Annotated in this window: 20 protein-coding genes; 13 read left to right on the top strand and 7 right to left on the bottom strand. The window is 70.3% G+C overall.

Features of this window, described 5'->3' with window-relative positions:
• The first annotated feature begins 188 nt into the window (after nt 1-188).
• Genes ABZW60_RS10245 through ABZW60_RS10225 form a run of 5 tightly spaced genes read left to right on the top strand, consistent with a single transcriptional unit; the run spans nt 189 to nt 4,671 of the window.
• Nucleotides 189-752, top strand: a complete 564-nt coding sequence (locus tag ABZW60_RS10245) for a flavin reductase family protein (RefSeq protein WP_355475432.1) — start codon at nt 189-191, stop codon at nt 750-752.
• Nucleotides 745-1,809 carry an ABC transporter substrate-binding protein gene (locus tag ABZW60_RS10240; protein WP_355475431.1) on the top strand — a complete coding sequence of 355 codons (1,065 nt, stop codon included), beginning with the start codon at nt 745-747 and terminating at the stop codon, nt 1,807-1,809. Before ABZW60_RS10245 ends, ABZW60_RS10240 begins: the two co-directional genes overlap by 8 nt.
• Complete coding sequence (locus ABZW60_RS10235) at nt 1,806-2,642, top strand: ABC transporter permease (protein ID WP_355475430.1); 837 nt, start codon at nt 1,806-1,808, stop codon at nt 2,640-2,642. Before ABZW60_RS10240 ends, ABZW60_RS10235 begins: the two co-directional genes overlap by 4 nt.
• Entirely contained in the window at nt 2,618-3,328 is a 711-nt protein-coding gene (locus ABZW60_RS10230; protein WP_355475429.1) for an ABC transporter ATP-binding protein, read from the top strand. The genes ABZW60_RS10235 and ABZW60_RS10230 overlap by 25 nt, the downstream gene beginning before the upstream one ends.
• Nucleotides 3,325-4,671: an LLM class flavin-dependent oxidoreductase gene (locus ABZW60_RS10225; RefSeq protein ID WP_355475428.1), complete on the top strand. Its 1,347-nt coding sequence runs from the start codon at nt 3,325-3,327 to the stop codon at nt 4,669-4,671. Before ABZW60_RS10230 ends, ABZW60_RS10225 begins: the two co-directional genes overlap by 4 nt.
• Nucleotides 4,672-4,806: 135 nt before the next feature.
• Here the strand turns inward: ABZW60_RS10225 and ABZW60_RS10220 are convergent, their stop codons facing one another.
• Entirely contained in the window at nt 4,807-5,784 is a 978-nt protein-coding gene (locus tag ABZW60_RS10220; protein ID WP_355475427.1) for a zinc-binding alcohol dehydrogenase family protein, read from the bottom strand.
• A 39-nt stretch (nt 5,785-5,823) separates the two neighbouring features.
• Between ABZW60_RS10220 and ABZW60_RS10215 the strand changes: the two genes are divergently transcribed.
• The 3 genes from ABZW60_RS10215 (at nt 5,824) to ABZW60_RS10205 (ending at nt 8,369) form a co-directional block, all read left to right on the top strand.
• Entirely contained in the window at nt 5,824-6,648 is an 825-nt protein-coding gene (locus ABZW60_RS10215) for a glycerophosphodiester phosphodiesterase family protein (RefSeq protein WP_355475426.1), read from the top strand.
• Nucleotides 6,649-6,889: 241 nt separating this feature from the next.
• Nucleotides 6,890-7,306 (top strand): ATP-binding protein, encoded by a 417-nt coding sequence (locus ABZW60_RS10210; protein WP_355475425.1) that lies wholly within the window; start codon nt 6,890-6,892, stop codon nt 7,304-7,306.
• Nucleotides 7,307-7,382: 76 nt separating this feature from the next.
• Nucleotides 7,383-8,369, top strand: coding sequence for a DUF5926 family protein (locus ABZW60_RS10205; protein WP_355475424.1), 987 nt, complete (start codon nt 7,383-7,385; stop codon nt 8,367-8,369).
• Between the two features lie 609 nt (nt 8,370-8,978).
• Here the strand turns inward: ABZW60_RS10205 and ABZW60_RS10200 are convergent.
• A complete protein-coding gene (locus ABZW60_RS10200; RefSeq protein WP_355475423.1) occupies nt 8,979-10,211 on the bottom strand; it encodes an arginine deiminase in 1,233 nt (410 codons plus the stop codon).
• Between the two features lie 94 nt (nt 10,212-10,305).
• Nucleotides 10,306-10,896: a dihydrofolate reductase family protein gene (locus ABZW60_RS10195; RefSeq protein ID WP_355475422.1), complete on the bottom strand. Its 591-nt coding sequence runs from the start codon at nt 10,894-10,896 to the stop codon at nt 10,306-10,308.
• Between the two features lie 249 nt (nt 10,897-11,145).
• Between ABZW60_RS10195 and ABZW60_RS10190 the strand changes: the two genes are divergently transcribed.
• Nucleotides 11,146-11,943 carry a glycosyltransferase gene (locus ABZW60_RS10190; protein ID WP_355475421.1) on the top strand — a complete coding sequence of 266 codons (798 nt, stop codon included), beginning with the start codon at nt 11,146-11,148 and terminating at the stop codon, nt 11,941-11,943.
• Entirely contained in the window at nt 11,933-13,471 is a 1,539-nt protein-coding gene (locus ABZW60_RS10185) for a DUF2029 domain-containing protein (RefSeq protein WP_355475420.1), read from the top strand. The genes ABZW60_RS10190 and ABZW60_RS10185 overlap by 11 nt, the downstream gene beginning before the upstream one ends.
• On the opposite strand, the gene larC is transcribed toward ABZW60_RS10185, so the two are convergent.
• Together larC and larB are read right to left on the bottom strand one after the other, a co-directional pair.
• The gene (gene larC / locus ABZW60_RS10180; RefSeq protein WP_355475419.1) at nt 13,468-14,871 is read right to left on the bottom strand and encodes a nickel pincer cofactor biosynthesis protein LarC; all 1,404 of its coding nucleotides are present in this window, start codon (nt 14,869-14,871) and stop codon (nt 13,468-13,470) included. The genes ABZW60_RS10185 and larC overlap by 4 nt on opposite strands.
• Nucleotides 14,871-15,587: a nickel pincer cofactor biosynthesis protein LarB gene (gene larB, locus ABZW60_RS10175; protein WP_355475418.1), complete on the bottom strand. Its 717-nt coding sequence runs from the start codon at nt 15,585-15,587 to the stop codon at nt 14,871-14,873. Before larB ends, larC begins: the two co-directional genes overlap by 1 nt.
• 103 nt (nt 15,588-15,690) lie before the next feature.
• Here larB and ABZW60_RS10170 point away from each other — a divergent pair, with 103 nt between their 5' ends.
• Nucleotides 15,691-16,176 (top strand): DUF4446 family protein, encoded by a 486-nt coding sequence (locus ABZW60_RS10170; RefSeq protein ID WP_355475417.1) that lies wholly within the window; start codon nt 15,691-15,693, stop codon nt 16,174-16,176.
• Between the two features lie 133 nt (nt 16,177-16,309).
• Here the strand turns inward: ABZW60_RS10170 and ABZW60_RS10165 are convergent, their stop codons facing one another.
• Nucleotides 16,310-17,860: a diacylglycerol kinase family protein gene (locus ABZW60_RS10165; protein ID WP_355475416.1), complete on the bottom strand. Its 1,551-nt coding sequence runs from the start codon at nt 17,858-17,860 to the stop codon at nt 16,310-16,312.
• Nucleotides 17,861-17,999: 139 nt separating this feature from the next.
• On the opposite strand from ABZW60_RS10165, the gene serS reads away from it, so the two are divergent.
• Nucleotides 18,000-19,274 carry a serine--tRNA ligase gene (serS, locus tag ABZW60_RS10160; protein WP_355475415.1) on the top strand — a complete coding sequence of 425 codons (1,275 nt, stop codon included), beginning with the start codon at nt 18,000-18,002 and terminating at the stop codon, nt 19,272-19,274.
• Nucleotides 19,271-20,074 (top strand): HAD family hydrolase, encoded by an 804-nt coding sequence (locus ABZW60_RS10155; RefSeq protein ID WP_355475414.1) that lies wholly within the window; start codon nt 19,271-19,273, stop codon nt 20,072-20,074. Before serS ends, ABZW60_RS10155 begins: the two co-directional genes overlap by 4 nt.
• A 141-nt stretch (nt 20,075-20,215) precedes the next feature.
• Here ABZW60_RS10155 and ABZW60_RS10150 read toward each other — a convergent pair whose 3' ends face one another.
• Nucleotides 20,216-20,725: a WhiB family transcriptional regulator gene (locus ABZW60_RS10150; RefSeq protein ID WP_355475413.1), complete on the bottom strand. Its 510-nt coding sequence runs from the start codon at nt 20,723-20,725 to the stop codon at nt 20,216-20,218.
• Nucleotides 20,726-20,963: the final 238 nt, after the last annotated feature.

The following is a 20,963-nucleotide window of genomic DNA, read 5'->3' as shown; positions in this document are numbered from 1 at the left end:
GGTGGACATTGATGCGAAGATAGCTGACATGACGACGACACACCTCACCCGCCGTCGCGTCATCGACCTGCTGCGGACGGCGAGCGCCACCTGTCGGTGAAGCGCGTTCACACGCTGTTGCTCGCATGAGGCCTGTCTGATCACGCCTCTCGTCACCTGTGGTCCCTGCCCCGTTCCGAGGGAGAGACATGTCTGTACCTGCCTTGAATCGTCCTGCCCTGTCCGTCGTGCCCGACCGTCCCGAGCTCACCGTCGAGCGGGTCGTGGACGCCGACGTCTACAAGTCCGTCTTCCGTCGCCACGCCGCCGGCGTCGTGGTGATCACCGCGGACGCCGGGCACGGCCCGGTCGGTTTCACCGCGACCTCGCTGGTCTCGATCAGCCTGCTGCCGCCGCTCGTCTCGTTCGCGATCGCCACCAGCGCGTCCAGCTGGCCGACCGTGAGCACGGCGAGCAGCGTGGTGATCAACTTCCTGTCCGCCGACCAGCACGCGATCGCCGGCCGGTTCGCCACCAGCGGGATCGACCGGTTCGCCGAACCGACCCGCTGGTCGCGGCTGGACTCCGGCGAACCCGTCCTCGACGACGCCCCGAGCTTCCTGCGGGCGCAGATCGCGCACCGCTTCGCCGTCGGCGACCACTACCTGGTCGTCGCCCGCCTCGCCACCCACACCGAACGCCGTGCGCACGAGCCCCTGCTCTACCACGACGGCCGTTACGCCACCGCCACCCCGAAAGCACACCATGCCTGAGATCCGTAAGTTCGCCGTACTGACCGCAGCCCTCGCCGCCGTTGCCCTGATCGCCGGCTGCGGCGGTGACGCCAAGGCCGGTGGCGACGATGCCGCCGGCAAGCTCTCGCTCGACGCCGCGCTGCCGATCACCGTCCCGGACGGCGCCAAGATCGTCGTCGGCGACCCGGCCACCGAGGTCGCACTGAAGCTCTCCGGGCAGATCGACAAGGTCTCGAAGTTCGTTCAGTTCGCCAACCTGAGCGGCGGTCCGCAGACCACCGAGGCGTTCCGGGCACACGCCCTGGACCTCGGCTCGGTCGCCGAGATCCCGCCGATCCACGCAACCTGGACCGGCCTGCACGTGAAGATCGTCGCCTCCAAGTTCCGTCAGGATCCGCTCGGCCACCCGATCTACAAGCTCGGTATCGCGCCGGGCGTGTCGGTGAAGACGCTGGGCGACCTGCGCGGCAAGAAGATCGCCTACAGCCCGGGCCAGGCGCAGGGTGCGCTGGTTCTGAAGGTGCTGAAGAAGGCCGGCCTGACCAAGGAGGACGTCAAGCTGATCGAGCTGCCCAGCACGGGTGACGTGTACTCGCAGTCGCTCGCGTCCAAGCAGGTCGACGTGGCCCCGATCGGCGGCGTGCAGATCAAGCGCTACCTGGCGAAGTACGGCAAGGACGGCGCCGCCACGATCGACCACGGTCTGCGCGACGACGCCGGCCATCTCTACGGTCCGGTCGAGTCCCTCGAGGACCCGGCAAAGGCCGCGGCGATCCGTGCGTACGTCGCTGCCTGGGCCGTCGCCCAGGAGTGGATCGACAAGCACCCCGAGGAATGGATCAAGGGGTACTACGTCGACAACCAGGGCCTGACCGAGGCGGACGGGCAGTGGCTGGTCGACAACGCCGGCCACCCGGACATCCCGGCCGACTGGAGCGACGCCATCGAGCGCCAGCAGCAGACCATCGAGCTGCTCGCCAAGGAGACCGACAACAAGGTCATCCAGGCCAAGGACCTGTACGACCTGCGGTTCCAGACCGTCGCCGCGGACGCGATCAAGGCGGGTGCCAGATGAGTGCGACCACGCTGCCCGGACTGCGGTCGCGGACGGCGTCGGCTCCCGTCGTCCGGCGCCGCCGGCTGGGACCGGGCAAGCCGATCCGGTTCGGGGCCGCGATCGGGCCGGTGCTGCTGCTGGTGATCTGGAGCATCGGATCCGCGACCGGTTGGATCGACCAACGAGTCCTGTCCGCGCCGTGGACCGTGGTGACCACGGCCGGCGACCTGATCGCCGACGGCCGGCTGCAGTCGAACCTGTGGACGTCCGCCCAGCGCGCGCTCATCGGCCTGGCGCTCGGCATCGTGCTCGGCATGGTCCTCGCGCTGATCTCGGGCCTGTCCCGGCTAGGCGAGGCGGTCCTCGACGGCCCGATCCAGATCAAGCGCGCGATCCCGTCGCTGGCGCTGCTGCCGCTGCTGATCCTCTGGCTGGGCATCGGCGAGTCGATGAAGATCGTCACCATCCTGCTCGGGGTGTTCGTGCCGATCTACATCCACACCCACAACGGCCTGCGCACCATCGACAGCCGGTACGTCGAGCTCGCGCAGACCGTCGGCCTGTCGCAGTGGGAGTTCGTCCGGCGCGTCGTGCTGCCGGGCGCGCTGCCCGGCTTCCTGCTCGGGCTGCGGTTCGCCGTCACCGGCGCCTGGCTGTCGCTGGTCGTCGTCGAGCAGATCAACTCCACCAGCGGTATCGGCTACATGATGGAGCTGGCCCGCACGTACGGGCAGACCGACATCATCATCGTCGGCCTGGTCGTCTACGGCATCCTCGGCCTGCTGTCCGACGCGGCCGTCCGCCTGATCCAGAGGAGGGCGCTGTCATGGCGACGAACGTTGGCCTCCTGACCGTGCAGGTCCGCGACCTGGTCCGCCGGTACGACGATCGCGCGGTCCTGGACGGGCTGGACCTGGACATCGAGCCCGGCGAGTTCGTCGCACTGCTGGGCAAGAGCGGATCCGGGAAGAGCACGCTGCTGCGGGCCCTCGCCGGCCTGGACCACGACGTCGAGGGATCCGGGGAGCTCGCGGTCCCGGCGAACGTCTCGGTGGTGTTCCAGGACTCCCGGCTGTTGCCGTGGGCAAGAGTTCTCGACAATGTCGTGCTCGGCCTGGGCGCTGCCGGCGAACGCGGCCTCGAGAGCCTGGCGGAGGTCGGGCTCGCGGGTCGCGAGAAGGCCTGGCCGAACGAGCTGTCCGGCGGCGAGCAGCAGCGGGTGGCGTTGGCGCGGTCGTTGGTGCGGGAGCCCGAGCTGTTGCTCGCGGACGAGCCGTTCGGGGCGCTGGACGCGCTCACCCGGCTGAAGATGCACGCGTTGCTGCGGAAGCTGTGCGCGGCGCACCAGCCCGCCGTACTGCTGGTGACGCACGACGTCGACGAGGCGATCGTGCTGGCCGACCGGGTGATCGTGCTCGACGCCGGCCGGATCGTCGCCGAGGAGACCATCACGCTGGCGGCGCCGCGCAGCGCCGCCGATCCAGGATTCGCCGCGGTCCGGTCGCGGCTTCTCGACGCCTTGGGAGTATCGGTATGAGCAGACCTAGTAGACAACTGCATCTGAACGCGTTCCTGATGAGCACCGGTCACCATGAGGCGTCCTGGCGGCTGCCGGAGAGCGACCCGTTCGCGAACACGTCGATCCAGCACTACCAGGCGCTGGCGCAGCTGGCCGAGCGCGGCAAGTTCGACTCGATCTTCTTCGCGGACTCGCCGGTGCTGTTCGGCAACGTCGGGCGGCGGCCGGCCGGTTCGCTGGAGCCGACCGTGCTGCTCACCGCGATCGCGGCCGTGACGTCGCGGATCGGGCTGATCGCCACGGCGTCCACGACGTACAACGAGCCGTTCAACCTGGCCCGGCGGTTCGCCAGCGTCGACCATGTGAGCGGCGGGCGGGCCGGGTGGAACGTCGTCACCACGGCCGGGCCGGAGGCGGCGCGCAACTTCAACCTCGCCGATCAGCCGGCCCACGCGGAGCGGTACGAGCGGGCGGCCGAGTTCCTCGAGGTCGCGTACAAGCTGTGGGACTCGTGGCAGGACGACGCGGCGATCGCCGACAAGTCGACCGGTGTGTGGGCGCTGAACGAGCGCGTGGTGCCGATCGACCACGTCGGGCGGCACTTCCAGGTCCGTGGGCCGCTGAACCTGCCGCGGTCGCCGCAGGGGCACCCGCTGATCGTCCAGGCCGGATCGTCGGAGGACGGCAAGGGTCTGGCGGCGCGGTACGCCGAGGCCGTGTTCACCGCGCAGCAGACGCTGGAGGACGCGCAGGAGTTCTACCGGGATCTGAAGGCGCGGACGGCGGCCCTCGGGCGGGACCCGTCGTCGGTGAAGATCCTGCCCGGCATCGTCCCGGTGATCGGCTCCACGGTCGCGGAGGCGGAGCGGCTGGAGCACCAGCTGGACTCGCTGATCCGGCCCGAGTACGCACGGCTGCAGCTGGCGAAGACGCTGCGGCTGGCCCCGGAGGACCTGCCGTTCGACCAGCAGCTGCCGGCCGATCTGCCCGACGAGGACGAGATCGAGGGCGCGAAGAGCCGGTACACGCTGATCGTGACGCTCGCGCGGCGCGAGAAGCTGACCGTTCGGGAGCTGATCGGCCGGCTCGGCGGCGGGCGCGGCCACCGGACGTTCACCGGCACGCCGGAACAGGTCGCGGACGCGATCCAGCACTGGTTCGAGGCAGGAGCGGCCGACGGCTTCAACGTGATGCCGCCGGTCCTCCCGTCCGGTCTCAGCACGTTCGTTGACGAGGTGATCCCGATCCTGCAGGCTCGCGGCCTGTTCCGGACCGAGTACACCGGCACGACCCTGCGCGAGCACTACGGCCTGCCCCGTCCCGCCGGCCGGACGGCACAGCGGCAGGAAGCCACCGCCTGAGCCGGCTGGTGCTGGGCCCGTCAGGTGGCCGGCCCAGCACCAGGTCTGGATCCCCAGGCCATCACAATTGCCCCGCAACCGCGGTCCCTCGTGGGGCTCGGTCGCAAAGTGCTGATTGTGATGGCCTGGGAATCCTCAATGGACCCGCACCACGAGTTTCCCGACCGCCTTGCCGTCCTGCATGATCCGGTGGGCCTCGCCGATCTCGTCCATCGTGAAGACCCGGTCGATCCGGATCGGCAGCGTGCCGGCCGCCACCAGGTCGACGTACCGCTGGAACGCCGCGGCGGGCAGGTCCGAGCTCTCGCCGCCGTACGCCGTCAGCCGGACGCCGTTCGGGAGATAGCCGATCGGGTAGAAGTCCGGGATCGTCCAGGTGTCGCTGAGCATTCCGGTGAAACACACCGTGCCGTGCAGAGCCGTGGCTTTCAGGGTGTCGGGAAGGACATTCGTCCCGACCAGTTCGAGGGCCGCATGAACGCCGCCCGGCAGAATCTCCCGGACCTTTCCCGCAACGTTGCCGTCATCAACAATCGGGTGATCGACGCCGAGATCCCGGAGCACCTGGACCCGCTGCGGATTCCGCGTCGTCGAGAACACGGTCAGCCCGTGCTCCTTCGCCAGCACGGCCGCCGCGACGCCGACCGACGACGTACCGCCGCGGACCAGCAGCGACTGGCCCGGCTCGATCCCCAGGCCCGTGTACAGCGAGCCGTGCGCCGTCTGCAGCATCTCCGGCAGCGCGCCGAGCGTCGCCCAGTCGAGATCGGTCGCCACCGGGATCACCGACGACGCCGGCACGACGGTGTACTCGGCGTACCCGCCGTCGTACTCGCGGCCCATCCCGCCCATCATCGCGACCACCTGCTGCCCGCTGGTGAATTCACCACCCGGCGCGAGGTCGACCGTCCCCGCGGCCTCGATCCCGGGGATCACCGGGAACCGCGCGTTCGTCGCCAGGCCGGCGCGGAGGTGGTACTCCGAGCGGTTCAGCCCGAACGCCTCCACCTTGATCCGCACCCAGCCGGCCCCCGGCTCGGGCACCGGAACCCGCCGCACCCGCAGCCCCTCCGGCTCCACCGGCCCGTCCACCACGATCGCCCGCATGTCCATGCCGCCAATCCTCCACGACGGTGTGAAAGAGTTTCTTTCATGCGGAAGCTCCCGCGCGTCGTAGCTCATCGCGGCGCCAGTGACGTCAATCCCGAGCACACTCTCGCGGCGTACCAGCGAGCGATCGAAGTCGGCGCGGACGGGCTCGAGTGCGACGTCCGGCTGACCGCCGACGGGCACCTGGTGTGCGTCCACGACCGCCGCATCGAGCGCACCTCGAACGGTCGTGGCGTGCTGTCCACGATGAGCCTCGAGGAGCTGGAGACCTACGACTGGGGCTCCTGGAAGCACCCCTGGTCCGACCTCGACGAGGAGGCCGAGCTGCCCGGCCTCGACGTCCGGAAGGTGCTCACGCTCGAGACGCTGCTCGCCACCGTCCGGGACGCCGGCCGGCCGGTCGAGCTGGCGATCGAGACCAAGCACCCGACCCGGTACGCCGGCCTGGTCGAACGCCGCCTGATCGAGGCCCTCGACCGCTTCGGCTGGGCGCACCCGAAGGTCGGCAGCGAATCGCGGGCCCGGGTGATGAGCTTCTCCTGGCTCTCGCTGCGCCGGATGCGCGCCGCGGCGCCCGGCCTGCGCACGGTCCTGCTGATGGACCGCGTCCCGCTGCGCTTCCGCGACGGCTCGCTGCCGACCGGCGTTTCGTACGCCGGACCGAGCCTCGAGATCGTCACCGCGCACCCGGAGTACGTCGACCGCGCGCACAAGCACGGACACCAGGTCCACGTCTGGACGGTGAACGCCGAGAACGACATCCGGCACTGCCGCGACATCGGCGTCGACGCGGTGATCAGCGACCGCCCGGACGTCGCGCTACGGGTCCTCGCCGAAGGGCCGGAAGGTGTAGGACGCCGTACCTGACCTGCGGGTTTGTGACACGCCGAGACGAATTCGTGTGGCTTGTGTCACGCGGTGCGGATACGTAGCGACGTGAATGCAGGCGGTTATCGTAAACGTTCAATTCCGTCGATTTCGTTACGGTTTCAGGGCTTTTAGGCGTGATCTCCCGGAGGCTATGTAACGGAATACTTGCGGGTGTTTTCCGGGCCTGGATCGTGGGCAGAAGTCACTGTGGCTGAACCGATCATCGAGGAGACCCTGCTTGTCCTCTGCGACCCTGCCCGCCGACGTGAGCGTCGTGGACGTCGTACTGCCGCATGAAGTGTCCGCGGTAGCGGACGCCCGACGCCGTCTGGCCGCCTACCTGAAGCGCTACCGGGTCACCGATGCCGCCTCTGACGACGCGCAGTTGGTGCTCTCGGAGCTGCTCTCCAACGCCATCCGGTACGCGCCGCCGCTGCCGGCCGGTGAGGTGCGCGCCGCCTGGTGGATCGACAAGGCAGGGATCCACGTCGAGGTCACCGACGGGCGCGGCGACACCGAGCCGCAGCGGATCAGCGACCCGCATCCGGAGTCGATCGGCGGCCGCGGCCTGGCCATCGTCGACGTCCTCACCTCCGGCTGGGACGTCCGCACCGCCACCTCGCACCGCACGGTGCATGCAGTCATCCCGAACTAGCCGCCTGAGCTGGTCCAGCCTGCTGGCCGCCGTCCGGTTGGCCCTCGGGTGGGCTCGGCTGTAAGACTGCGGGGTTATGGGAAAGAAGTCGCGGCAGCGCGCGAAGAACACGACGACGACCGTCACGCTCGACCCGGCCGATCTGGTGGACGTCGGGCCGCGCGAACCCTGCCCGTGCGGTTCGGGCAAGCGGTTCAAGCAGTGCCACGGCAAGGACCGGGCGCAGACCGCGGACAGCTTCGTGGTGCGGCCGTTCGAGGGGCTGCCGTCGGAGTGCGACCTGATCGCGTTCCGCGAGATCGTGCCGTCGGGCACCGTGCAGGTCGAGCTGGCCGGTCAAAGTGTTCCGGCAGAGCACGCCGGCAAGGTGATCAACCTGGTCACGCTGCTCCCGATGGCGATGCCCGGCGTGGTGCGTGACGACGAGACCATCTGGATCGGCATGCAGACGCACGCCTCGTCGGGCGACCCGAGCCGAGACCTCGGCCACGCGATCACCACCGCGCTGCGCACCGAGCCGGGCCACCCCGTGCAGGTCGGCGACCTGATGAAGGACGGCCCGCGGCTGCAGGACCTGATCGACACCAGCAAGCCGCTCGACATCAAGGTGCACGACGGCTTCGAGTACTGGGTCGGCGAGAACGTCGAGGACCCGACCGGTGAGGTCGCGGCCGGTCTCGAGCGCGCGAACGCCGCGGCGGCCCCGACGGTCCGGCTGGAGTCGGTCGACGCGGCGTACTGGACGCAGATCGGCGACCGCATCTACCTGCGCTGGGTGATGCCGCACACCGAGGACACGCTGCTGGACGCGCTGGCCCGGCTGCACGCCGCGGGCTCGTCCGCGATCGTCGACGGCAGCCGGCTGATCGGCTCGTTCCGCGCGCTCGGCGTTCTCGCGCCGGTCTGGGAGCTGCCCGCCGGCACCGAGGCCGCCGAGGTCGAGAAGCCGGCCGCCGACTTCGCGACGGCCCTGGAGAAGGCGCTGGCCACCGAGGCCCCGCTCACCACCGAGGAACGCGCCGCCCGCGCCGGCCTCGCGAGCCGCCAGCTCACCATCCGCTGACCGCACCAAGACGAACGCCCGGCTGAATCATCAGCCGGGCGTCTTCTCTGTACTCACAGTGGTCTAGGCCATGAGATCGAATCCAGCCTAGGAACGTGGACGGCCCAAGTCCTGCTGACGGGGGAGCAACAGGGCCTGGGCCTAGGCATGAAGAGTACTCAGGCCAAGCCCTCCGCACAACCCCCGATTTCACTCCGCGTGTCGCCAGGCTCACGGCCCCACCAGCCGATCGCGGCGACACGAGCACGGCCTGAAGCGGGCAGGGGCTGACTCAGGTACGACTGGCGCAGGAACGGGCTGGACTCGGGTGCGGGTTCACGCGGACGTGGCGTGGGTTCTCGCGAGTACGTGTCCAGGCGGTACGGGGGCACGGGCCCACGCGGCACGGACTCAGGCGGGTACGGGTTCACACGGGCGAGGGTTCACCTGGCACGGGCTGACGCGGGTACGGGCTCACGCGGGTACGGGCTCCCGCGGGTACGGGCTCACGCGGGTACGGGCTCCCGCGGGTACGGGCTCACGCGGGTACGGGCTCAGGCGGGTACGGGTCGCGCGGGCGAGGTTCACCAGGTGCGGGCTGAGTCTGGCGAGGGTGGGGCGGGCGCGGTACTAGGGGGTGACTGGGGCTCGGAGGACTGGGCAGGACATGCAGCGGGGGCCGCCTCGGCCGGAGCCTAGTTCGGAGCCGGAGATTCGGATGACTTCGATGCCGGACTCTTCCAGGCGGGCGTTGGTTTCCACGGTGCGCTCGTAGGCGATGCACACGCGCGGCGCCAGGGCGAGGGTGTTGTTGCCGTCGTCCCACTGCTCGCGCTCTGCCGTCACGGGGTCCAGACCGGTGTCGATGCGTCGCAGGGTGTCGATGCCGAGCGCCTTCGCCGCCGCGACCAGGAACGGCTCGGGCTCCGCGACGTGCAGCCGGTCGCCGTCGGTGGTGACCGCGAGGGCCCGCATCTCCTCGGCCATGTTCGGGTACATCAGCACGGCGTCGGTGTCGACCATCGTGCACACGGTGTCGAGGTGCATCGTCGCCCGCTGCTGCGCGATCGGCACGGCGAGCACGGTGTGAGCGAGGCCCTTCGTGAACACCCGCCGGGCCAGCCGCTCCACGCCGGCCGGCGTCGTACGCTCGCCGACTCCGACCGCGAGGACGCCGGGACCGAGCGCGAGCACATCCCCGCCCTCGACGTGCTCCAACTGGTGGTCATACACCTTGTCGGCCCCCGCGAATCGCGGGTGGAACGTGTAGATCAGCTCGGTCAGCTGCGTCTCACGCACCCGGGCCGGCATCGCGAGCGAGGTGACCGCGACCGAGTCCCGGATCCAGACGCTCGAGTCGCGGGTGAAGAGCAGGTTCGGCAGGGGGTCGATCAGGAAGTCCTCGTGCGCCAGCAGCGAGGTGACCAGTCCGCCGGCGTGGACCTCGTCGTTGCGGACGCCGGCCATCAACGCCTCCGCCAGCGCGGCCGGGTCCAGCTCGCCGAGGGCGGCCCGCAGGTAGTCGCGCAGGGTGTCGCCAAGACGCAGATCCTCGGTTGCGCCGGCGACGGCCTGGGCGCGGGCCTCCGGATGGTCGAGCGACTCGGTCAGCAACTGCCCGAGGTACAGCACCTCGACATCGCGGTCGCGGAGCGCCTGGGCGAACGCGTCGTGCTCGTCCTGCGCCCGGCCGACCCATGGGATGCCGTCGAACAGCAGCTTGTCGTTGTTGCGCGGCGTGAGCCGACGGAGCTCGTTGCCCGGGCGGTGCAGCATCACCGTCCGCAGCGGACCGACCTCACTGTCGACCCCGTACGCCGCACTGTCCCGGAATCCCTGGCCGTCCTGCCGCGTCTCGGTCATCCGTCCGCCCTTCGCCTCCGCCGTGCCCACCACGCTACGGCAACCCGGTCAATCTGTCTGATTGTCCGACAATATGCGTCGAATGGCCAATCCGTCAGGAGCGGACCCGGTCGTAGATCAGGCAGAGCGCCCCGGACTCGGTCGGGGTGGAGTCGGTCAGCTTCCAGGACGTGGCCGGCAGCCCGTCCTCGAACAGGCGGGCCCCGCCGCCGACCAGCTCCGGGTCCAGCGTGATGCTCAGCCGGTCGACCTCGTCGGCGGCCAGCAGCGCACGGATCACGCTCGAGCTGGCCAGCACGATGATGTCGCCGCCGTCCTGGGTGCGGAGCTGCTTGACCACGTCCGCGGGCTCGGCGTCGGCGATCCGGGAGCTCTGCCAGGGCGCCTCGGTGAGGGTCGTCGAGAACACCACCTTCTCCGTCTCGTTCAGCCAGCGGGAGAAGGCGCGGTCCTGGGGGGCCGCGTTCTCGTCGTCGGCCACCGCCGGCCAGAAGCCGCCGAAGCCCTCGTAGTTCTTCCGGCCGAGCAGGACGGTGGTGGCCGGCCCGGTCACCCGGATCATGTGGTCCCGGGCGCCCTCGGTGATCGCGTGCGGCACGATCCAGCTCATGTCGTAGTCGCCACCGGTGCCACTCACCCGCCCGTCGAGCGAGAGCGAGATGTTGGCGGTCACAGTGCGGGTCATGTCCTTACCTCTTCCTGATCGGTCCTGCTGACACCTGAAATCCTGCCGCCGCGGCCGCCGGGGAACATCTGCCAGCTGGCCGATATCGGGAGGCCACCTGGCCGACGGCGCGGCCTGTCGACAGAGAAGATGCCGCGATCCGGCCCCCTCCCGGCGGTTTTCCACAGGCTCGTTCGAAAGAACGAGAAATCCACAGGCAGCGGGCGCTGAGGCAGTCGATCGGCTGCGGAGGAACTAGGCTGCGGTGCTGTGCCCGATGAAGACCTGTCCCCCGAACCGTTCGAGCGTGCCGTCGCCTGCGTGATCCCGGCGAAGGACGAGGCCGACCGGATCGCGGCGACCGTCGACGCGGTGCACAAGATCATCGGCGTCGACCTGGTCGTGGTCGTCGACGACGGCTCCACGGACGGCACGACCGAGGCGGCCGAGCGGGCCGGCGCGGTCGTGGTCCGGCACGAGCGCAACCGCGGGAAGGCCGCCGCGATGGAGACCGGTGCGGCCGCCGTCGCCGAGCGCGACGGTGCCAGGCCGCGGCACCTGCTGTTCCTCGACGCCGACCTGACCGACACCGCGGCCGGGGCGGGCCCGCTGATCGAGCCGGTGCAGACCGGCCGCGCGGACATGACCATCGGGACACTGCCGGCGCAGGTGCGCGCCGACGGGTCGAAGGCGGGCGGACACGGGTTCGTGGTTCGGTTGTCGCGGGCCGGCATCCAGGAGGCGACCGGCTGGGCGCCGGAGCAGCCGTTGTCCGGTCAGCGTTGCCTCACCCGGGCCGCGTTCGACTCCGCCGTGCCGCTGGCCGCCGGTTTCGGGGTCGAGACCGCGCTGACGATCGATCTGGGGCGGAAGGGTTTCCGGATCGTGGAGGTGCCGATCGACGTCCGGCACCGGGCCACCGGGACCGATCTGCGCGGTCAGCTGCACCGCGCGAAGCAGTACTTGCACGTCCGCCGTGCGCTCGCCGCCCGCAGTGCGCTGCCCGCGGACGGTGGTGGGCCGTCGCTGCGCAGTCTGTTCCCGCGGAGACTTCGCAATGAGCACTGACGCCGGCATCAAGTACGGCCGCCGGGCTGTCGCTCTCTACCTCGCGTCCACGGCGCTGATCGTCGCGGTCGGCCTGCTCGGCCCGTCCGTGGTCGTGCTGACGCTGACCAACCGGCACGCCTGGCTCCCGTCGTACTGGTTCGACACCAAGCCGAACGACTGGCTCGTCTCGGTGCTGATCTACATCGCGATCCTGCTCGGTGGATACGGCGTTTTCCTTGCCACCAAGGCGTTGAAGCACGGGTGGGCCCCGCGGATCGACCGCTTGATTGCCTTGGGCATCGGTACGGTCGCGGCCGTCACGCTGGTCCCGCCGATGGCGTCCGGGGACGTGCTGATCTACGCGGCGTACGGGCGGATCATGGCGCTCGGCGGCGACCCGTACACAGCGTCGCCGGCCGACACCATCCGGCTCGGGTACGACCCGGTGATCGCCGCGACCGAGCGGCCGTGGCAGGGCGCCCGCAGTGTGTACGGGCCGATCGCGACCTGGGTGCAGTGGCTGTCCTCGCTGATCGGTGGCGACTCCGCGCAGCTCACGGTGTGGATGCTGCAGCTGTCGGTCGCGATCAGCATCGTCGTCACCGGGCTGCTGCTGGTGAAACTGGTCGGCAAGGACCTGCCGGCCAAGCGGCGGGTGATCATGCTCGGCCTCGCGAACCCGCTGATCCTGTGGTCGGTCCTGGCCGGTGCGCACAACGACGCGATCGCGGTGATGTTCGCGGTGATCGCGCTGGTCTTCTTCCGGCGGCACGTGTTCCTGGCCGGCATCATGATCGGCGTCGCGGGCTGTACGAAGCTGTCGATCGGCCTGGTCGGCGTCGCGATGCTGTGGGCGCTGCGGGCCGACCGGCGTAAGTGCCTGTACTTCTGCGGCGGCGGCGCGATCGCGATGGCCGGGCTGTACGCGATCGTCGGCCTGCAGGCCTTCCAGCAGGCCCGGTCGCAGACGTCGTTCATCTCGACCGGTACGCCGCACAAGGTGCTGCTGAGCTTCTTCACGCTGTTCCTGCCGAACGGGTTGGTCCGGACCGTGCTGGCGATCCTCGCGTGGGTCGGCCTGATCGTGGTCGCGATCCTGCTGACGCAGGTGTTCCCGAAGTCACTGGTGCCGCAGACGCATCCGGAGGACCCGACACCGGCCGCGATCCGGTACACCGCGATCTACGCGATCGCCTGGGTGCTGACCGCGATGTACTCGCTGCCCTGGTACGACGTGATCGCCTGGGTCGCCCTGGCCGCGGTCGCCGCGTCGAAGGTCGACAGCCTGATGATCGTCCGTACGACGATGCTCGCGATCGCGTACGTCCCGGGCCGGGATCCGCACGCGCGGCAGGTCGCGGCGAGCCTGTCGGACTCGCTGGAGTTCTTCAGCGCCCGCCTCCGCGACACCATCTGCCCCGCGATCGAGCTGGCGGTGCTGATCGGCCTGATCGTCTGGGCCCGCCGCAACGGCGCCCAGTGGTGGCCGTACGACTGGCCCCGCCGCAAGCAGAAGCCGCTCCCGGAGAAGGCCGCGTCGGTCTAGCTCCAGAGGGCTTCCGCCGCGGCGACCGCGCGGGCCAGGACGAGCTTCACCGGTTGGTTCAGCTCGGCGGCGGCCGCGACCACGTCGTCGTACTCCGGCTGCACGTTCACCACCTGGCCGTCGTACCGCGCGATCTTGACGCTGATCGACTGGCCGTCGAGCTTGATCGTGGTGAACTCGCGGTCGGCGGCGTGCTTGCTGATCGGGTACTCGCGGAGGCCGATCGCGGTGGTCTCGGCGAGGATCACCCGCCGTACGGCGTCGGCCTTCGCGCTCGTGACCAGCACGGAGAGCGTGTGCGCCGGGCGGCCCTTCTTCATCAGGATCGGGGTCAGCCAGGCGTCGGCCGCGCCCGCTTTCAGCAGGCTCGCCAGGATCTGTGGCCACAGCCGCGGGTCGAGGTCGTCGACGTTCGTCTCGTAGACCAGTTCCGTCGCCGGGCGGTCGGCGGACTCGCCGACGATCACGCGGAGGATGTTCGGTACCTCGACCGGGTCCCGCCCGCCGGCGCCGACACCGGTCGTGGTGACGCGCATCGGCGGCATCATCCCGAACTCGTCGGCCAGGGTGGCGAGCAGCGCGGCGCCGGTCGGCGTCGTCATCTCGTACGGCGCCGTACCGCCGACCACGGGTGCGCCGGCCTCGGCCACCAGGTGCAGCACCGCCGGGCCCGGAATCGGGATGCCGCCGTGCTGCCCGCGGACCTGACGCCCGCCACCCAGCGCGATCGTCGACACCACCACGTGCTCCAACCCGAGGCTGACGGCTGCCGCCGCGACACCGACGATGTCCGCGATCGCGTCCAGCGCCCCGACCTCGTGAAAGTGCACCGTGTCCGGCTCTACCCCGTGAGCGGCCGCCTCAGCCCGAGCCAACCGCCCGAAGGTGTCCAAGGCCCGAACTCGCACCGGCTCATCCAGCGCCGCTTCCTCGAGCAACCGCCGAACCTCAGCCCAAGCCCGCGTCGGCGCATGCGCATGCCCATGCCCCGCCCCGGCGTCACGCCCGTGCCCTGCGTCAGCCTCGTGCCCATGCCCGTGCCCTGCGTCAGCCTCGTGCCCATGCCCATGCCCGGCGTCAGCCTCGTGCCCGTGCCCATGCCCGGCGTCGGGCTGGTCCCCGTGCCCATGCCCGTGCCCGCCGTCAGCCTCGTGCCCGTGCCCATGACCGTGGCCTGCGTCAGGGATGTTTTCCGGGTGTGGTTCGCCGTTGACCTCGACCGTGGCCTTGGTGGCGGCGATCTGGTGGCGGGCCGTCTGCGTGACGGTGACGGACAAGGAGGGGTCCACGGCGGCGACAGCCGCGTTCACGGACGCCAGGTCCGCACCGGCGGAAAGGAGCGCGCCGAGGAGCATGTCGCCGGAGGCGCCGGCGGAGCAGTCGATCCAGGCCGTGCGCATCAGGCGTCCTTCCGTTCGCGCGGAACCGACTGCCGCGCGACGCGGGCGGCGAACACGCCGGCCCCGAACCCGTTGTCGATGTTCACCACGCTCACCCCGGGCGCGCACGAGTTCAGCATCCCGAGCAGCGCGGCCAGACCACCGAACGAGGCGCCGTACCCGACCGACGTCGGCACGGCCACCAGCGGTACGCCGACCAGCCCACCGACCACGCTCGGCAGCGCGCCCTCCATCCCCGCCACCACGATCAGGCAGTCCGCCGCGTCCAGCCGCTCGCGCTCCCCGAGGATCCGGTGCAGCCCCGCGACGCCCACGTCCGTGATGACGTCGACCCCGGCCCCGAACACCCGAGCCGTCGTCGCCGCCTCGGCAGCCACGGGGGCGTCCGACGTACCGGCAGCCACGACAGCGACCGTCCCCTGCTGCGTCGGCGGCTCACCAAGCACCGCCGTACGGCCGACGGGGTCGACCACAGCATCCGGCAGCGCGGCGGCGACAGCGTGCTGCGCCTCCTCCGTCAGCCGGGTCGCCAGTACGGCGTGGTCCGGGTGCGTGGCGTGCAGGGTCCGCAGCAGTTCCACGACCTGAGACGGCGTCTTTCCGGCACCGTAGACGACTTCGGCGTCCCCGGTACGCTCCAGCCGGTCGGTGTCGAGCCGCGCGTACCCCAGGTCGTGGACGCCCGGTTGAACCCCCTGATCAGGCAAATGTGTCACGCCGCGAATCTACGTTGCCGCGGCCCGAGGTGCCGCATCCGCTCCGCCCCGTGCACGCTGTGCGATCACCTGAACACTCAGGCGATGCTTTAGGCTCTCGTGCGTGTCTTCGTCGTTAGCCGGTGCCTTCGGGGTCGCCGCCCTCTTCGTGGCGGTGCTAGCCCTGGTGTTCGCGATCCAGGCCCTGCGGGCCCGGACGGTCTCGTCGGACCACGTCCCTCCCGCCGCGCACCCAGAGCCCGAGCCGCAACCGGCCCAGCCGGAGGCCAAGCCCGGCACGGTCAAGTCGGAGCTGCGCAAACTGGGCAAGGACCTCGACGTCACCCGCGCCGAACTCAAGGAGACCCTGCAGCACCTGGCCGTCGTCCGGTACGACGCCTTCGGCGAGACCGGCGGCAAGCTCTCGTGGTCGATGGCGATCCTGGACGACAACGGGGACGGGGTGGTCCTCACGTCGATCAACAGCCGCGCTGACGCACGGACGTACGCGAAGGAGATCAAGTCCTTCACCAGCGAGTCCAAGCTCTCCCCGGAAGAGGAAGAGGCCCTGGAAAACCTCCGCAAGGAAGCCGGTCCCACGGTCGACTGACCTGGCGACTCGGCCGCTCGACAGGACATATGGGGCCGAGCGGAGGTGTTGTGCGCGGCCCTGAGCGTGGCGATTGCGCAGCCGGCCCGACACATCCTGTCGACCTGCACACGCCCGCCCGCGGAGGACAGCGCTAGCGTCGTTTGGGGACGCGAGCCGTCAGCGCGCCCGGTTCGATCTCCGTATAGAGCGAGCGACCAGGCCCGATCGGGTCCCCGTCCAGCTGGCGTTGGACGTCTACCGCGGCGTGGATCTCGACCTGGCGGCCGGTGAAGCGTTCCAGGTACATGTCGGTGCGGTTGGTGCGGGTCATCAGGCGCCAGACGACTATCGGCCACTGGGTGACGCGGCGGGGGGCGATCACGACGACGTCGAGGAGGCCGTCGTCGGGGCGGGCGTCGGGGAGGAGGGGGATGTTGGCCTGGAGCATGCCTACGTTGCCGATCACGACCGTGCGGACGCGGCGTTCGATGGTTTCGCCGTCGTCGATGGTGATCTGGACGCGGACCGACGGGTGGTTGATGTTCTTCGCGGCCGACACCAGGTACGCGGTCCAGCCGATCTGCTTCTTCAGGTGCGGCGGGGCGTCGGAGATGATCGCGGCGTCCAGGCCGACGCCGGCCATCACGGCGAAGCGGTCGGTGTCGAGTTCGTCGCCATGCACCCGGACCAGGTCGATCCGGCGGTCGCGGCCCTCCAGGATGCGCTCCAGGGCGTCGTCCAGGTCGAGCGGGATGTGCAGGTTGCGGGCCAGCAGGTTCCCGGTGCCGGCGGGGATCACGCCGACGGGAATCCCGGTGTGGGCGAGCGCCGAGCACACCACCCGGACCGTGCCGTCGCCGCCGGCGACCAGCACCAGGTCCGACTCGTACTCGATCGCCTGCTTGGCCATCGCGCTGCCGGCGTCGTCGACGCGGGTCTCCAGCCAGAGCGGATCGTCGTACCCGCGGACCGCGAGCGCCCGGGTGACCTTCCGCCGGAACGCGACGCCGTCGCCGACCTTGATGGGGTTCACGATGACCGCGGCCCGCGGCGGGGTCGTCGTACCGTCGCCGTCGGACGACAGGGCCCGCCGGCGACGTCGCCGCAGCCCCGGCCGGAGGCCGAACCCGATCGACGTCGCGGTCAGGATCGCCAGCCCGAGCGCCCAGCCGCCGAGGACGTCGGACACGTAGTGCACGTTCAGCGCGATCCGGTCCGCGGACGCGATCCACACCACCGCGATCACCGGCAGCAGCACCAGCAGCCGGAACCGGCGCCGCCAGCCGCGCACGGACGGCAACACCACGCCGAGTGCTCCGGCCATCACGAACGCCGCGGTCGCGTGACCGGACACGTACGAGAAGCCGTCGGTATCGACGAGCATCCCGGCCGGCCGCTCCCGCTCGAAGATCGCCTTGACCACCTGGACCAGGATCAGCTCCGCGGCCGCCGACGTCAGCAGCCAGATCGTCAGCAGCCGGGCCCGGCGATGCCACAGGTACGCCGCGACGATCACGATCGCCGCCCGCGAGGTCCACGGCAGCACGACCGCCCCGACCACCTGCCAGAAGTCGACGAAACCTTCGTGCGTGGCGCCGTACGACGCGGCGCGCGCGGCGACCGACTGGTCCCAGCGGGCCAGCGGCGGCCACTCCTTGAACACCAGCACCGTGACCACCGCGAAGGGCAGCGCACCCAGCACGACCGTGAGTACACGGCCGACCGGACTGGGTGGGTGGTGGTTCATCGCCCGCTCAGATCCCCCTCGATGGTCACGTGTTGCTAGCCCATCATCCCGAATAGACTTCGCCGGTTCTGACACGCCCCGATACCCTCAGGGTGTGATTGACGCGAAACTGCTCCGTGAGACCCCTGATGTCGTGCGCGCCGCCCTGACCAAGCGTGGCGAGAGTACTGACCTGGTCGACCAGATCCTGGTCGCCGACAGTGAGCGTCGATCGTCCATCTCCGCCTTCGAGGCGCTCCGGGCCGAGCAGAAGTCGCTCGGCAAGCAGGTCGCGCAGGCCAAGGGCGACAAGCGGGCCGCGCTGCTGGAGCGCACCAAGACGCTGGCCGCCGAGGTGAAGGCCAACGAGGCCGCGGCGAACGAGGCGGGGAACCGCTTCGACGAGCTCGCCCGCGCGCTGCCGAACCTGGTGTCCGACGAGGCCCCGGTCGGCGGCGAGGACGACTACGTGGTGGTGGAGGAGGTCGGCAAGCCGCGCGACTTCGCCGCCGAGGGGTTCGAGCCCCGCGACCACCTCGAGCTGGGCGAGCTGCTGGGCGCGATCGACATGGAGCGCGGCGCGAAGATCTCGGGCAGCAGGTTCTACTTCCTCAAGGGCGCCGGCATGCTGCTCCAGCTCGGCATGCTCCAGCTGGCCGTCCAGCAGGCGGTCGAGGCGGGCTTCACCCCGATGGTGACGCCGACGCTGGTCAAGCCCGAGGTGATGGGCGGCACCGGGTACCTGTCGGCGCACGACGACGTCTACCGGCTCGAGGACCCCGAGCTGTACCTGACCGGTACGTCGGAGGTCGCGCTCGCCGGGTACCACATGGACGAGATCCTCGACCTGTCGAACGGCCCGATCCGGTACGCCGGGTGGTCGTCCTGCTACCGCAAGGAAGCCGGGTCGCACGGGAAGGACACCCGCGGGATCATCCGCGTCCACCAGTTCGACAAGGTCGAGATGTTCTCCTACTGCAGGCTCGAGGACGCGGCCGCGGAGCACCTGCGGCTGCTGGGCTGGGAGAAGGAGATGCTCGACAAGATGGAGCTGAGCTACCGGGTGATCGACACCGCGACCGGTGACCTCGGCGTCTCGGCGTACCGGAAGTTCGACTGCGAGGCGTGGGTGCCGACCCAGGGCCGGTACCGCGAGCTGACCTCGACGTCGAACTGCACCGACTTCCAGGCCCGCCGGCTGAACATCCGGCACCGCGACGCCGACGGCAAGACGCAGCCGGTCGCGACGCTGAACGGCACGCTGGCGACCACCCGCTGGATCGTCGCGATCCTCGAGACCCACCAGCTGGCCGACGGCTCGGTCCGCGTGCCGACCGCACTCCAGCCGTACGTCGGCGGACGCGAGGTCCTCGAACCGGTCGCTCGATGACCGACGGTGCACAGTTCCAGCGGCCGACAGCTGTTGCCCTGGACATCGATGGGACGCTGATCGACCACGACGAGGGGCTGTCGCCCGCGGTTCTGGACGCGGTGCGCCGGACCGCCGAGCAGGTCCCGGTGTTCCTGGCCACCGGCCGGGCCTGGTCCACCACCCGGCCGGTGGCGCAGCGGCTGCGGCTGCCGGCCGGCGGACTCGTTGTCTGTAGCAACGGTGCGCGCACGCTCCGCTACCCGGACGGCGAGGTCGTCGACGAGCGGACCTTCGACCCGTCGACGGTGATCGAGTCGGTCCGGCGGTACGCGCCGAACGCGCGGATGGCGGTCGAGGAGTACGACGGCAGCTACCTGGTCACCGAGCCGTTCCCGGACGGCGACCTGGGCCGGGACGCGCGGATCCGGGTGGTCGCCGACGAGGAGCTCGCCCCGCAGCCCGTGACCCGGTTGATCATCCGCGACCCGAACCAGTCCGAGAGCGATTTCGTCCACCTGGCGGAACGCCTCGGCCTGCACGGGGTCAGCTATTTCGTCGGCTGGACCGCGTGGCTCGACATCGCGCCGGAGGGTGTGGACAAGTCGACAGGGCTGAAGGTCGCGCTCGCGCAGTACGACCTGGACCCGGCCGGCCTGCTCGCGATCGGTGACGGACGCAACGACATCGAGATGCTCAGCTACGCGGGGCTGGGGATCGCGATGGGCTCCGCCCCGGACGAGGTCAAGGAGTCGGCCGACGAGGTCACCAAGTCGGTCCAGGACGACGGCGTCGCCGCAGTACTCAACCGCTGGTTCTGAGTCAAGCCCTTTCGGCGACAACCGAAACCCTTGACACGTCCGATGCCTTAGGCAAGCGAAAGGCCCGGAATCCCCGCTGGTGCGGGGATTCCGGGCCTTCGGTCGGTCTGGCGATAGTCCGCTGGCGGGCCGAGTATCGGGTCAGGCGACGCGGGTGCTGCCGCTGCGGCGCGGGTGGTGCTGCTGGTCGACGACGGTGTCGAACGCGTCCAGCACGGCCTCGACCGCGGGACGCGGCCGCGGCGTCTTGGCGGCCGGGCTCTGGCCGCGGCGCGCCCGCCGAAGGTGCCGCTTGACGGTCGACAAGGAGCAGCCCAGCCGCATGGCCAGGGACTCCAGGCTGTCGTTCGGGTACTGGGTGCGCAGCCGCAGGACCTCTTCGTGGCTCACCGGCCGGCGGGTCCCCCGCGCGCCGGCCAGCTGGTCGAAGTCGTCCGCCTGCACCTCGACGTCGAGCAGGTTGCGGATCGAACGCCGTTGCACAGCAGTGGTTCCGGCCACGAAGCCGCTCACGTCGTGCTCGGCGACGGCGCTGTACAGGCAGTCGGTGAAGAGCGGGCACGAGGCGCACAGCGCCTTGGCCTCGCGGACGAGCTGCTCGTACCGCTCGCGGGTGCGACGGGTCGCGGACGCGGGCGGCGGCTCCTCCATCAAACGGTGCTGAAAGATGTCGGAACGCGCGATGCAGCCGGTCATTGCCCCCTCCCGGGTGGAACATGTGTCGACAGCCGCTCGAGAGCTACTGCCCCCCGGGCCCGCTAGATTGGCGCTGTTGACGATCATCAAGGCTCCCCAAGTCAAGACCCGAATGAACGAACGGTGAACGACGTTCGTCCGCACGGATCCGTTAGCTGGTGGACCCGCGCTTCGTTGCCGGCCCACCGTGTCG

The organism is Kribbella sp. NPDC003557 (assembly GCF_040610805.1).
In the GTDB taxonomy this organism is placed as follows: domain Bacteria; phylum Actinomycetota; class Actinomycetes; order Propionibacteriales; family Kribbellaceae; genus Kribbella.
Note: the sequence above shows the minus strand (reverse complement) of the source record. Positions and strands in the feature narration are given on the sequence as shown.